Origin of the sequence: Myroides indicus, from assembly GCF_004364575.1 — a bacterium.
Lineage (GTDB): Bacteria > Bacteroidota > Bacteroidia > Flavobacteriales > Flavobacteriaceae > Flavobacterium > Flavobacterium indicum_A.
On record NZ_SOAG01000003.1, the window covers coordinates 57,052 to 70,097 of the forward strand.

13 protein-coding genes are annotated in these 13,046 nt (G+C 32.7%); 2 read left to right on the top strand and 11 right to left on the bottom strand.

Annotation, left to right across the window (positions count from 1 at the left end):
* The first annotated feature begins 8 nt into the window (after positions 1-8).
* Positions 9-1,370: an oxygen-independent coproporphyrinogen III oxidase gene (gene hemN / locus C8P70_RS01785; protein ID WP_133711645.1), complete on the top strand. Its 1,362-nt coding sequence runs from the start codon at positions 9-11 to the stop codon at positions 1,368-1,370.
* Between the two features lie 12 nt (positions 1,371-1,382).
* Positions 1,383-1,571, top strand: a complete 189-nt coding sequence (locus C8P70_RS01790) for a hypothetical protein (RefSeq protein WP_133711646.1) — start codon at positions 1,383-1,385, stop codon at positions 1,569-1,571.
* Between the two features lie 17 nt (positions 1,572-1,588).
* Here C8P70_RS01790 and C8P70_RS01795 read toward each other — a convergent pair whose 3' ends face one another.
* The 11 genes from C8P70_RS01795 to sucC form a co-directional block, all read right to left on the bottom strand.
* Complete coding sequence (locus tag C8P70_RS01795; RefSeq protein WP_133711647.1) at positions 1,589-2,122, bottom strand: hypothetical protein; 534 nt, start codon at positions 2,120-2,122, stop codon at positions 1,589-1,591.
* 54 nt (positions 2,123-2,176) lie between these two features.
* On the bottom strand, positions 2,177-4,807 hold the full coding sequence (locus tag C8P70_RS01800; RefSeq protein ID WP_133711648.1) for a DNA gyrase/topoisomerase IV subunit A: 2,631 nt from the start codon (positions 4,805-4,807) through the stop codon (positions 2,177-2,179).
* 8 nt (positions 4,808-4,815) lie between these two features.
* Positions 4,816-6,669: a DNA topoisomerase IV subunit B gene (locus tag C8P70_RS01805; protein WP_133711649.1), complete on the bottom strand. Its 1,854-nt coding sequence runs from the start codon at positions 6,667-6,669 to the stop codon at positions 4,816-4,818.
* A 204-nt stretch (positions 6,670-6,873) separates the two neighbouring features.
* Positions 6,874-7,572, bottom strand: a complete 699-nt coding sequence (gene aqpZ / locus C8P70_RS01810; protein WP_133711650.1) for an aquaporin Z — start codon at positions 7,570-7,572, stop codon at positions 6,874-6,876.
* A gap of 151 nt (positions 7,573-7,723) precedes the next feature.
* Positions 7,724-8,281, bottom strand: a complete 558-nt coding sequence (locus C8P70_RS01815) for a porin family protein (RefSeq protein ID WP_133711651.1) — start codon at positions 8,279-8,281, stop codon at positions 7,724-7,726.
* A gap of 141 nt (positions 8,282-8,422) precedes the next feature.
* Positions 8,423-8,998 (bottom strand): Crp/Fnr family transcriptional regulator, encoded by a 576-nt coding sequence (locus C8P70_RS01820; protein WP_133711652.1) that lies wholly within the window; start codon positions 8,996-8,998, stop codon positions 8,423-8,425.
* 38 nt (positions 8,999-9,036) lie between these two features.
* Positions 9,037-9,783: a DUF3307 domain-containing protein gene (locus C8P70_RS01825; RefSeq protein ID WP_133711653.1), complete on the bottom strand. Its 747-nt coding sequence runs from the start codon at positions 9,781-9,783 to the stop codon at positions 9,037-9,039.
* The gene (locus C8P70_RS01830; protein WP_133711654.1) at positions 9,776-10,378 is read right to left on the bottom strand and encodes a transcriptional regulator; all 603 of its coding nucleotides are present in this window, start codon (positions 10,376-10,378) and stop codon (positions 9,776-9,778) included. The genes C8P70_RS01825 and C8P70_RS01830 overlap by 8 nt, the downstream gene beginning before the upstream one ends.
* Before the next feature lie 100 nt (positions 10,379-10,478).
* Positions 10,479-10,763 (bottom strand): GNAT family N-acetyltransferase, encoded by a 285-nt coding sequence (locus tag C8P70_RS01835; protein WP_133711655.1) that lies wholly within the window; start codon positions 10,761-10,763, stop codon positions 10,479-10,481.
* Between the two features lie 20 nt (positions 10,764-10,783).
* The gene (locus C8P70_RS01840) at positions 10,784-11,701 is read right to left on the bottom strand and encodes a pirin family protein (RefSeq protein WP_133711656.1); all 918 of its coding nucleotides are present in this window, start codon (positions 11,699-11,701) and stop codon (positions 10,784-10,786) included.
* Positions 11,702-11,837: 136 nt separating this feature from the next.
* Positions 11,838-13,031, bottom strand: a complete 1,194-nt coding sequence (gene sucC, locus C8P70_RS01845; RefSeq protein ID WP_133711657.1) for an ADP-forming succinate--CoA ligase subunit beta — start codon at positions 13,029-13,031, stop codon at positions 11,838-11,840.
* Positions 13,032-13,046: the final 15 nt, after the last annotated feature.

Below are 13,046 nucleotides of genomic sequence, written 5' to 3' on the forward strand. Positions count from 1 at the left end.
ACTGAACCATGACTAAACCATTAATTCAGAAATACAATGTTCCGGGACCAAGATACACCAGTTACCCAACAGTTCCTTATTGGGATTCTTCTTCTTTTGATAAAAGGGCATGGTTTGACCTCTGTAAAAAATCGTTTGATGAATCCAACAAAACAGAAGGAATCAGCTTATACATTCACTTACCGTTTTGTGAAAGTCTGTGTACCTTTTGCGGATGTCACAAACGAATTACGAAAAGACACGAGGTAGAATTGCCTTATATAGAAGCTGTTTTAAAGGAATGGGAGTTATACTGCAAATTATTTAAAGATAAACCTGTTATAAAAGAAATTCATTTAGGCGGCGGAACACCTACTTTTTTCTCTGCCGAAAGTTTAACTAAACTGATTGCAGGGATTATAGCTTTGGGTAATATTTCAGACAACAAAGAATTCAGTTTTGAAGGACATCCGAATAATACCACAAAAAATCATCTGCAAGCTTTATATGATTTGGGCTTTACAAGGGTAAGTTTTGGGGTTCAGGATTACAATCCGGATATTCAAAAAGCTATAAACCGAAATCAATCTTTTCACGATGTGGCTAAAGTTACTTTATGGGCAAAAGAAATCGGATATACCTCTATTTCGCATGACATAATATTTGGTCTTCCTTTTCAGAAAAAAGAACATATTATTGACACCATTGAAAAAACGAATTCACTTGCTCCTGACCGATTGGCTTTTTACAGCTATGCACATGTTCCGTGGATTAAGGGCAACGGACAGCGAGGCTTTAAAGATGAAGATGTTCCTAAAGACCGCGAAAAAAGAGAGCTGTATGAAGTTGGAAAAAGAATGCTTTTACAAAATGAGTATGTTGAAATAGGTATGGATCACTTTGCTTTTAAAACGGATTCTCTATATAAATCATTAAATAACGGAAGCATTCACCGCAATTTTATGGGGTATACTTCATCTAAAACGAAGTTGATGATTGGATTAGGAGTTTCATCAATTAGTGACAGCTGGTATGCGTTTGCTCAAAATGAAAAAAGTATTGAGAATTATTATACCTTATTGAATAATAATGAAATCCCGGTAGTAAAAGGGCATATTCTTACATCAGAAGATTTGATAATACGAAAACATATTCTAAATTTGATGTGTGCCTTATCTACTAACTTAACCGATGATTGGGATAAAGTAGATTTTAAACCTATTTTAGCAGAATTAAGCGAATTTGTAAGTGATAAACTATTAACAATAAATGGCTTTGAAATAAAAGTTACTCAAAAAGGCAGAGCTTTTATCAGAAATATCTGTATGGCTTTTGATTTGCGTTTACAACAAAATCAACCGGAAAGACAACTTTTTTCAATGACCATATAATATTAGGAGAAAATGAATAATAAAATAGAAAAAATAATTACTTTTATTGTATTGTTATGGTTGGTATATGGTATTTTTAATTTAGACAGTTCTGATTTGTGGTCAATAGAAAAAAACTGGTTTCCATTTTTAGGCTTTCTCGTTTTTATTATTTATTTGATTTACTCTATACAAAAAGCAGCTAAAAATAATCCGAGATAAAAAAGAGAATTAGTTACCTAATTCTCTTTTTTAACTTCTTCGTATGTATATTTAATATCTATAGTTCCGCGTGAGATATTTACCTCCGGAGAATTATTTTCATTGTAAGAACTGTGCAATAATAACAATCCTTTAAAATCTCCTTTTATATTTCCTTCCAGAGAATCTGTTATATTGATTTCTGTATTTTCTGAAATTGAAGAAATATACTCTACTTCATCTTTTACTACTTTTAAATAAATATTTCTTGAAACAACACCATGCCCTACCCGATAATTACCTATTAAAAGAAAGTTAGAATTATCCTTATCGCCCATATATGCTTTAATCCCATAATCTTCCGGATAAGGAAAAGAATAAGGATCTCCTACTACTAAATTATTTTCTATACTTATATTGTCATATATATACTCTCTTCCATCAATAACAGCAGTGATTTTAGAAGATTTATCGACAATTATCTTTGTCTCAAAATTATTTTTATCATCAGAAGATGAACAGGAAATTAAAGGTATTATAGCGAAAAAGACAAACAAAAGTAATTTTTTCATCAAACTAAGTATTATTATATCATCATATATGTACTTTTTATTAACAGAAAACAATCAAAATAAACTCGCTTGTCCTTCGTCGTCTATTTTTGTATCAGGTAAATCATCCAGTTCTATCTCTTCCTTTACAACTTCTTTTTCCTCTTCTTCATAAGGCAAGGAATCTAATAAGTTAATTTGTTTAAGCTTTTCTCCAGTTAATTGATTACCTAAAGCTTTAATTCCTTTAACCGATATAAACTGCTCTAAATCAATAACAATACTTTCTTTTTGTATTCCCTTTACTTTGGCAAAAACAATTTCAGCAACAGGTCTGTAATCTGTTGATACGATTTCTAATCTTGAGTTTTCATGTTCAGAAATAAACAATTCTTCTCTGTTCTCATTTTCTACTAAAAATCTTTTGACATAATACCTTGCTTTTTCCCCATCGTAGTAAATGGCTGAAATCGGCTTTTTCGGTTTCCACTTTTCAAGGACAATCATATCTTCATCAAAATGTGTAGTCAATTCAGGAATAATTGTTTTTATTTTTCCTGATTGACTGATTATCAACAATCGGTCTTCCGCTTTAAATTCACCCAGCAATTCGCCTCTTCCGTCCACATTTAAACGATGAACCGTGTCGTCAAACCAAATTTTCCGAGGTCTTAAGGTAGAAATTCCCTTTTCTTTTAATTCAATTTTTTTGATAGCATATTTTGTTACGAGATTTCCCTTTACTCCTCTTCCTTTAATCAGCAAATCGGCAAAATCAATTTCAAATTTAAGCTTTTTGATATTACTTAATTGACGTAACAAAATAGTAACAACCTCTGCTTCTCCGTTTGGATTTGCTGAAAAATATAAAATTTGTGAACCGCTTTTTCCTTGCGTCAACTCGTAAACTTTATCTCTTGTAATTCCGGAAACATTAAACCTTTTGATATAAGACGAACCTGACTTACCATCGCGATAAATTAGATTATAGATTGTCCTTTTATCGTTTCTATCAAATACAGCAATATGAATAATATCTTTTCCTACAAATTTTTTCTCATCAACTTTAGAAACAACCATCGAACCATTTCTCAGGAATACAATAATATCATCTATATCAGAACAATCACAAACATATTCATCTTTTCTTAGACTAGTTCCAAAAAAACCCTCTTCTCGGTTAACGTATAGCTTAGTGTTTCTTAAAACAACTTTAGTTGCCTCAATAGTATCAAAATTTTTGAGTTCTGTTTTGCGTTCTCGTCCTTTTCCGTATCTTTCTTTTAATCTGGTAAAATAGGCAATGGCAAAATCAATTAAATGATCTAAGTCGTGCTTTACCTGTTCTATTTCTCCCTCCAGAGCTTCAATATTTTGATTTGCCTTATCAATGTCAAAACGAGAAATTCGTTTAATCTTTATTTCGGTCAATCGAACAATATCTTCTTCAGAAACTGCTCTTTTTAAGGTTTTAGTAAAAGGTTTTAGTCCTTCATCAATAGCAGCAATAACACCTTCCCATGTTTCTTGTTCTTCAATTGCGCGATAAATCCTGTTTTCTATAAAAATACGCTCTAAAGATAAAAAATGCCACTTTTCTTCTAATTCATCCAGTTGAATTTCTAACTCTCTCTTAAGTAGCTGAACAGTTTGATTAGTTGACATTACCAGCATATCCGACACGCCGACAAACAAGGGCTTATTATCCATAATTACACATCCTAGCGGTGCAATTGATGTTTCGCAACCTGTAAAAGCATACAGAGCATCAATAGTCTTATCTGGCGATACTCCTGCCGGTAAGTGTATTAAAATTTCTACCTCCGCAGCTGTATTATCTTCTATTTTTTTAATTTTTATTTTTCCTTTCTCATTGGCTTTCAAAATACTGTCAATCAAACTTGAAGTATTGGTTGAAAAGGGAATCTGTGTAATAACAAGTGTGTTTTTATCCAGCTGAGATACTCTTGCTCTTACTCTCACGCGTCCGCCACGCATTCCGTCATTATATGCAGAAACGTCAGCAATACCCTGAGTTGGAAAATCGGGATAGATAACAAAAGGTTTCCCCTTTAAGATTTTAATAGAGGCATCTATTAACTCATTAAAATTGTGAGGTAGCACTTTTGTTGATAATCCCACTGCAATTCCCTCTGCTCCTTGTGTGAGTAACAAAGGGAATTTAACAGGTAAATTTACAGGTTCATTTCTTCTTCCATCATAAGAGGCTTGCCAAGCGGTAATTTTAGGAGAATACAAAACTTCCAACGCAAATTTGCTCAAACGCGCTTCAATATAACGAGAAGCCGCTGCACCGTCACCGGTCAAAATATTACCCCAGTTACCTTGTGTGTCTATTAAAAGATCCTTTTGTCCAATCTGAACAATTGCATCACCTATACTTGCATCGCCATGCGGATGGTATTGCATCGTATGTCCAACAATATTGGCAACTTTGTTATAGCGACCATCATCCAGTTCCTTCATGGAATGCATAATACGGCGTTGAACGGGTTTAAAACCGTCTTCTATAGCTGGTACTGCACGTTCTAATATAACATAAGAGGCATAATCCAGAAACCAGTCTTTGTACATTCCTGTAACTTTAGTTATAGTTTCTCTATCCTCAGTTAATTCTCCCAGATTTTCTATATGCTCCCCGTCATTATTATTCAAGGGCTGATTCAAATTATCTTCTTGCATCATAATTTAAACTAATCTTCAACAACATCAAGTTCAACTTTTAGATTATCTATAATAAACTCCTGTCTGTCCGGCGTATTTTTTCCCATATAAAATTCCAACATTTTTTCTATCGACATTGTTTTATCTAACATTACAGGATCTAATCTGATATCTTCGCCAATAAAATATTTAAATTCATCCGGCGAAATTTCTCCCAATCCTTTAAATCGGGTAATTTCAGGTTTGGGTTTTAGCTTTTCAATAGCAGCAATGCGCTCTTCTTCGTTATAACAATAAATAGTTTCTTTTTTATTTCGAACTCTAAATAGTGGAGTTTGAAGAATATACAAATGCCCCTCTTTGATCAGTTCTGGAAAAAACTGTAAAAAGAAAGTAATCAGCAGCAATCGGATATGCATTCCATCTACATCGGCATCTGTTGCAATCACAATATTGTTGTATCTCAGGTTTTCAAAATCTTCTTCAATATTAAGTGCTGCCTGAAGTAAATTAAACTCTTCATTTTCGTAAACAATTTTCTTGGTCATTCCATAAGAGTTCAAAGGCTTTCCTCTTAAACTAAAAACTGCTTGCGTATTTACATCTCTGGATTTAGTAATCGATCCTGAAGCAGAATCTCCCTCTGTTATAAAAAGAGTACTCTCTAAATATCTTGGATTCTTAATGTCAGTCAAGTGAACACGGCAATCTCTAAGCTTTCGGTTGTGCAAGCTTGCTTTTTTAGCTCTTTCTTTTGCAATTTTACGAATACCGGATAGTTCTTTTCTTTCTCTTTCTGCCTGAAGAATTTTTTTTAGCAATGCTTCAGCTACATCCGGATTTTTATGTAAAAAATTGTCCAGATGTGTTTTTACAAAATCATTGATATAAGTTCGAACTGTTGGAAGATCGGGTCCCATATCGGTTGAACCTAGTTTTGTTTTGGTTTGTGATTCAAACACCGGCTCTTCCACTTTAATAGAAATAGCTGCTACAACAGATTTTCTAATATCGGAGGCGTCAAAATTTTTATTGAAAAACTCTTTCATCGTGCGAACTAAAGCTTCTCTAAAAGCAGATAAATGTGTTCCCCCCTGCGTAGTATTTTGTCCGTTTACAAAGGAATAGTATTCTTCGGAATATTGGGTTCTGCTATGTGTTAAAGCTATTTCAATATCATCACCGTTCAGGTGAATAATAGGATACACTTGATCTTCTTCAACTATATTCTCTTCCAAAAGATCTTTTAAGCCATTTTCTGAGTAAAATTTTTCGCCATTAAATAAAATTGTCAACCCTCTGTTGAGATAACAATAATTTTTTAGCATTTTTTCAATATACTCTTTCCGATATTTATAATTTTTAAAAATGGATTCATCTGCTATAAAGGCTACTTTAGTACCTTTTCTTCTGGTAGTTTCACAAATATCTTCTTCTTGAGTTAAGTTTCCTGCAGAAAATTCGGCTGCTTTTAGTTGTCCATCTCTTACAGCTTCAACTTTAAAAAAGGTAGACAAGGCATTTACTGCCTTAGTACCTACTCCGTTTAATCCTACTGATTTTTTAAAAGCTTTAGAATCATATTTCCCTCCGGTATTCATTTTAGAAACAACATCCACAACTTTTCCTAACGGGATTCCTCTTCCATAATCTCTGACTGTAACGAGTTTATCTTTAAGCGTAACCTCAATCGTTTTGCCAGTTCCCATAACAAACTCGTCAATACTATTGTCAATTACTTCTTTGATAAGAATGTAAATACCGTCGTCCGGAGAAGATCCATCCCCTAGTTTTCCAATGTACATTCCAGGGCGCATACGAATATGTTCTCTCCAATCTAACGAACGAATATTGTCTTCCGTATACTGATTTTGATTTTGCATATAAAGAATAGGAATTTCTGCTAAAATACTACTATTTAGATTAAAATAAAAATGACTGACACTATGATTTTTATTGATTTAAGTTATTTTTTCTGTATTAGATTGTTTCCTCTTAATTTCATATTTTACCTTGATATTAGAAACAAGAAAACTTCAAAATAAATTTTGAAGTTTTCTTCGTTATATCTGTTTTTAAATAGAATATTACTCTTTTTCTAATACTAGTTTATAAATCAATCCTCCAGTAATTGCTCCAGTAATTGGAGCTAAACAAAACAACCATAATTGAAAAGGATAATTTCCTCCCGCTAAAATTGCCTGAGAAATAGAACGAGCAGGATTAACTGAGGTATTTGTAATAGGAATAGAAATTAAATGAATAAGTGTGAGCGCCAATCCAATAGCTACTCCTGCAAATTTAGTGTTAGCTCCCTTTGTAGTCGCTCCCATAATTATTATTAAAAAAAATGCTGTCAATATAAATTCTGTTACAAAAGCAGCAATTACTCCGTAACCATGTGGAGATAATTCGCCGTATCCATTTGCTGCAAAAGCTCCTGCTACTGATGGATCAATAATATTTCCTTTAGTACCAGAATAAATAATAAATAAAATAGCTGCTGCTAAAATAGCACCTGTAATCTGTGCCAAAATATAAGGGAAAAGTTCTTTTCTGGAAAATCTACCTCCCATCCATAAACCAATAGAAACTGCGGGATTAAAATGTCCTCCTGAAATGTGTCCAACTGCATAAGCCATCGTTAAAACGCTTAAACCGAAAGCTATTGCTACTCCTGCATAGCCAATACCTAATTCCGAGATACTTGCTGCAAAAAGCGCACTGCCACACCCTCCAAATACTAACCAAAATGTTCCGAAGAACTCTGCTAAATAACTTCTCATAATAATTTTCTTTTTATATTTAGAAAAGAATCATAAGAAAAAGTCACTTTTTTTAACATTTAAAATTAATAACAGATGAATGATTTAAAATTAAAAAAGGCTTTCCCCATTAAGAAGAAAGCCTTTTTATATTATTGTTATTATTAATCTATTAAAATTTATAACCTACAGATATTTGAATAACTCCGTTTTTTGAGCTGTTTTCTCCTTCTTTTTCTACTTTAGTAAATCCTAAATTATAACGAGCATCAAAAAATACCCCCATTGGCAACTCATATCCGGCACCAAAGTTAACACCGAAATCAACTTTTTGAGAAGCATCTTTCATATCCATTTTTTCTCCTCCACCTTTTAATTCAGCCTTGGTTAAGAAACCTATCTGTGGACCAAATTGAACATTTAAACCATCCATTACATAATATTTCCCGATAATAGGAACATTAATATAATCGAAATTCGCTTTAAGTCCATCTTTTTCAGCTCCTTGAGAAGAATATAAAATTTCCGGCTGAACAGAAAATTTTTCATTGATAAAAATTTCTGCCAATACGCCTACATGGAAACCCGTTTTCATATCCATACTCTCTCCTCCATTTAAATTCGCAAAGTTTACCCCTGCTTTTGCCCCTAATTTTAAATCAGGTGTTTGTGCATTTGCTGTAAATGTAAAAGCTGTTAAAGCTAAAGCTGATAAAATAATTTTCTTCATAATTAGTTCTGTTATAGTTTTTAACTTAATTAGTAATTACTGCAAATATATAGTATTAATTTTATTAAAAACAAATATTTATATTTTTAATACATACGTAATTAAATAACATTTTTAAATGTAAATTAATAAAAAATGTTTTTAATAAGTAATCTCTTTTCTTATTCTACTTAGGGAGGTATCTGTTATGCCAAGATAACTTGCAATAAATTTTAGAGGAGCTTGCTGAATTACTTGTGGTTTTTCTTCCATTAAATGTAAATAACGCTTTATAGCCGGCTGAGTAATCATCTCTGTAGCTCTAGTTTTACTCTTAAACAATTCTAAAGCCATCCAATCTCGTCCCCACTCTCTTAGAGCAGGTATTTTATGGAAAAGCTCCTGAAAAGACTTATATTCTATCTTCCAAAGTACGGTATCCGTTAAACATTGAAAAAACTCTTTAGAGGGTACACGCTGAAAAAGGGAAACTACTTCAACAGCTAATTCTCCTATTCCTACAAATCCTGTCGTTATATCGTTGCCATTAAAATCATAAAGAAACATTCTTACCAACCCTTCCTCAATGATATAATATTCATCTGCAATTTCTTCTTTTTGTAGTAAAAAATCCCCTTTTTTCATCTTTATAGAATTATGTGCTCCTAATAAAGCCTCTAAATCTTGTAATGAAAATAACGAGTGTTGATATACTTGATTTAAAATTTCTTTGTTCATAATTAACTATAGGTAAAATGAGTTTTTAGAGTTTTATATTAACTATTATTTGTTAAGTACGCCGCTATTTTTATATATATTGTTGCTACCAAAATAGCAAAGCCAAAACTTAACAATGTTCCTATCAGAATATACTCGGTTAGTTTTAAATCTTTATTTTCTTTTAAATCTCCAAATCTAAAAATTGATTTTGCTGCCAATAAGAAACCAACTCCTTCCCAAAAATTCAGGCATACAAAACCAAAAATAAATAAGCGTTCTAAAATTCCTATTACTTTTCCTGCATTGTCTTTCCCCTTTTTATCCAAATTGTCAAAGTGAATAATATCATCTTGGGTAAACTTATTAAGTATCAGTTTTATAATCACCGAAACTCCATTGGTCACTACAAAAAAGGCTAGTAAAAATAAGTAAATCTGATTATTTAATAGATAATTCCAATCTAATTGATAATCATAAAAATAAGAAATAAAAATTCCTATAGCTAAAAAATGAAATAATTGATCCGCAATAAATATATAAAGTCTATATTTTACGGATTTAAAAACAATTTTGGTAAGAGAATCGATTAAAAAGTGAGATAAAGTCAGTAAAAAAATGGGTAAAATAAATTGTTTTTGAAACCCGGTAACGATCAATAGCAACAATCCGTGAATTGCTATATGTGAATAGAAATATATTGAATGAAATCCTTTTTGGCAGATATCTTTTACTGCTTTATTTGATTGCAATACAAAATCTCCTAAAACATGTGCCAAAATTATTTTAATCGCTAATTCATACATATTTTTTAATTTTTGAGTCGAAAAGAGCTAGTATTTCTTTTATTTCTGAAAACCCTCCTCTTTTTAAAGCTTTATTTATGGTAGCAGGCGCTTTAGACAACATTTGGCTTAATTCTTTTTGAATTGAATTTTCATTAGTTAATGCCAGATACATCGTTTCTGCTGTTGCGGATTTCCAATTCAATGAAATTAAATCAATTAATTGTAAGATCGGATTAAAATATTCATTAATTTCATCAAAAGGTGTTTCTATGACTATTTGAGTTCCTTTTAATTTATCTAAATTTTCTCCTGAATAAATAAAAGCACTACCATTAGATTCCGTTATTCGTTCTCCTTTAAAGCTACGTTCTCCTATTCCAAGAGACATTCTTACATTGATATTCTTATTTTTTTGTATTAATAATTTTATAATTAATGCTTTTTCAAGAATTACTTGAGGCTTAACCTGAAGTTGAAAGCTATCACCTCTATAAATTTCCCAGTCTTCGGGATGCTTTCCCAAAGATTCAAAATACGTTTTCAGCTCGGGAAGCCATATCTCAGAACTTACGCTTCTGGAATTGACAATATCACCTGTGATTACTCCAATCATTATTTTCTTTTATTCAAAGATAAAAAAAATTAGCCTAAAAAGGCTAATTTTGAAATATTCGTCTAAAAAGGCTAATTTTGAAATATGTATATTTTCCTTTTTAAGCCAATACATCGCCTAATTCTGGCATTTTTGCAAAAGTTGCTTTTACAAAAGGGCAAAGAGGAATTATTTTGATATTGTTTTCACGAGCATATTTCACCAATCCTTCTAATAAAATTATTTTACCAACTCCTCTTCCTTTAAAATTTTCGTTTACTTCCGTATGATCTGCAATAATTTTATTTTCCCCCGCGACGGAATAAGTTATCTCTCCTGCTTTTACATCATTTTCTATTGCAATAAAAACTCCTTTATTACCATAATTTTCATGTTTTATTTCCATATCTTTATTTTTATTGATTATTATTTTGCCTTATTTTTAAAAGACTTCATTCCTTCCGGAAAAGGAACAAATGTTTGGTCATCTCCCGGTATTAACGGAAAAGCTTCATAATTTTGAGCAATCCAATCGGTCTTAGCTTGTTCTAAGCGATTTAAATCATGTGAAACAAAATTCCAAAGAATATAGCGCTCTTCGGGCAAAGGGTTTCCACCAAAAATATAAACTGTAGTACCAGCATCCATTTCAAATTCACATAAAGTACTGTCATTTGAGACCAAAATGTGCTTAGGCTGATAAGTATGTTCTCCGTTGTGTACACTTCCTTCAAGGATATACATCGCTGCTTCTCCAAACAATCCTTTTCCGATATTAATTTTTTTGCGTTCTTTTGTTTTTATTTCAATATAATATAACGGACTATAAACCGGAACCGGAGATTTTCTTCCTAAAGCTTCCCCCGCTATTAATTTATATTGCACGCCTCCCTCTTCCCAAGCTGGTAAATCTTTAGCTTCGATGTGAACAAATGAAGGTTCTATTTCCTCTAACTCTTTAGGTAAAGCAATCCAAATTTGCAATCCGTGTAAGACAGTATCAGGTTTTTGAATTCTGATTCCCTCGGGCATACGTTCTGAATGCACCACTCCCTTTCCTGCAGTCATCCAGTTAACAGCTCCTGGAGTAATTTTTTCAACACTTCCCAAGCTGTCTCGATGCATAATTGCCCCTTCAAATAAATAAGTCAAAGTAGAAAGTCCAATATGCGGATGAGGGTCTACATCTAAATTGTCAAAATCTTTCACCGCAATTGGTCCCATGTGGTCAATAAAAGCAAAGGGACCGACTGTTCGCTTTTGTTTAAACGGTAGTAGTCTGCCTACCATAAAGTTTCCTATACTGGCAGCTCGTTCTTCAATTATTAAATCTACATTTGACATATTTCTAATCTTTTTATTCAAGTAAAGTTAATGAAAATAAAAACAAAAATTAATTAATCTAGATTAATATCTTCTTGATATAAAAAAAAGCACTCTTAAATTAAGAGTGCTTTTTTATTTTTCGAAACATATATCTTTAGGATAAAGCCGCCTGTACCTGATCTGCTGCTTCCTGAAAAGCAATTGCTGACAAAATAGGCATTCCTGACTGATCAATAATATCTTTTGCCAATTCAGCATTTGTTCCCTGCAATCGGACAATGATTGGAACTTTAATATCATCCCCCATATTTTTGTAAGCATCTACAACTCCCTGCGCCACTCGGTCACAACGAACGATTCCTCCAAAAATATTAATTAAAATAGCTTTTACATTTGGATCTTTTAAAATGATTCTGAAAGCTGTTTCAACGCGCTTAGCATCTGCTGTCCCTCCTACATCCAAAAAGTTAGCAGGCTCAAAACCAGCGTATTTAATTAAATCCATAGTAGCCATTGCTAAGCCAGCTCCGTTTACCATACACCCTACAGTTCCGTCTAAGTCTACATAATTTAAACCAGCTTCTTTAGCTTCAACTTCAATTGGTCTTTCTTCTGTAAGATCACGGTATTCTGCATATTTTTGCTGTCTGTACAAAGCATTGTCATCCAGGGTAACTTTAGCATCTACCGCAAGAATTTTATCATCAGAAGTTTTTAACACCGGATTAATTTCAAACATAGAAGAGTCGCTTCCGATATAAGCTCTGTACAATGCATCTACAAACTTCACCATTTCTTTGAATGCATTTCCGGACAATCCCAAATTAAATGCAATTCTTCTTGCTTGGAACCCCTGTAATCCAACGGCAGGATCCACTTCCTCTTTAAAAATTAAATGGGGTGTTTTTTCAGCTACTTCTTCAATATCCATACCTCCTTCGGTAGAATACATTATCATATTGCGTCCTTTAGATCTGTCTAACAATACAGACATGTAGAACTCTTTTGTTTCACTGTCTCCCGGATAATAAACATCCTCAGCTACCAAAACGCGGTTTACTCTTTTTCCGGTTGGCGGAGTTTGGGGAGTGATTAAATCCATCCCAATTATTTTACCAGCGATTTCTTTTACTTCATCTAAATTTTTAGCAAGCTTAACTCCTCCTCCTTTTCCTCTTCCTCCTGCGTGAATCTGAGCTTTGATTACATACCATCCAGTTCCCGTTTCATCTGTTAATTGTTTTGCTTTTACAACTGCGTCTTCTGCAGTGTCCGCTACTAATCCACGTTGTACTCTTACCCCGTAGCTTGCTAATATTTCTTTACCTTGAAATTCATGTAAATTCATAGTGATACGTTTGCT

Coding starts and splice junctions, on each gene's coding strand:
- hemN (WP_133711645.1), top strand. CDS start 9: ATGACTAAACCATTAATTCAGAAATACAATGTTCCGGGACCAAGATAC.
- C8P70_RS01790 (WP_133711646.1), top strand. CDS start 1,383: ATGAATAATAAAATAGAAAAAATAATTACTTTTATTGTATTGTTATGG.
- C8P70_RS01795 (WP_133711647.1), bottom strand. CDS start 2,122: ATGAAAAAATTACTTTTGTTTGTCTTTTTCGCTATAATACCTTTAATT.
- C8P70_RS01800 (WP_133711648.1), bottom strand. CDS start 4,807: ATGATGCAAGAAGATAATTTGAATCAGCCCTTGAATAATAATGACGGG.
- C8P70_RS01805 (WP_133711649.1), bottom strand. CDS start 6,669: ATGCAAAATCAAAATCAGTATACGGAAGACAATATTCGTTCGTTAGAT.
- aqpZ (WP_133711650.1), bottom strand. CDS start 7,572: ATGAGAAGTTATTTAGCAGAGTTCTTCGGAACATTTTGGTTAGTATTT.
- C8P70_RS01815 (WP_133711651.1), bottom strand. CDS start 8,281: ATGAAGAAAATTATTTTATCAGCTTTAGCTTTAACAGCTTTTACATTT.
- C8P70_RS01820 (WP_133711652.1), bottom strand. CDS start 8,998: ATGAACAAAGAAATTTTAAATCAAGTATATCAACACTCGTTATTTTCA.
- C8P70_RS01825 (WP_133711653.1), bottom strand. CDS start 9,783: ATGTATGAATTAGCGATTAAAATAATTTTGGCACATGTTTTAGGAGAT.
- C8P70_RS01830 (WP_133711654.1), bottom strand. CDS start 10,378: ATGATTGGAGTAATCACAGGTGATATTGTCAATTCCAGAAGCGTAAGT.
- C8P70_RS01835 (WP_133711655.1), bottom strand. CDS start 10,763: ATGGAAATAAAACATGAAAATTATGGTAATAAAGGAGTTTTTATTGCA.
- C8P70_RS01840 (WP_133711656.1), bottom strand. CDS start 11,701: ATGTCAAATGTAGATTTAATAATTGAAGAACGAGCTGCCAGTATAGGA.
- sucC (WP_133711657.1), bottom strand. CDS start 13,031: ATGAATTTACATGAATTTCAAGGTAAAGAAATATTAGCAAGCTACGGG.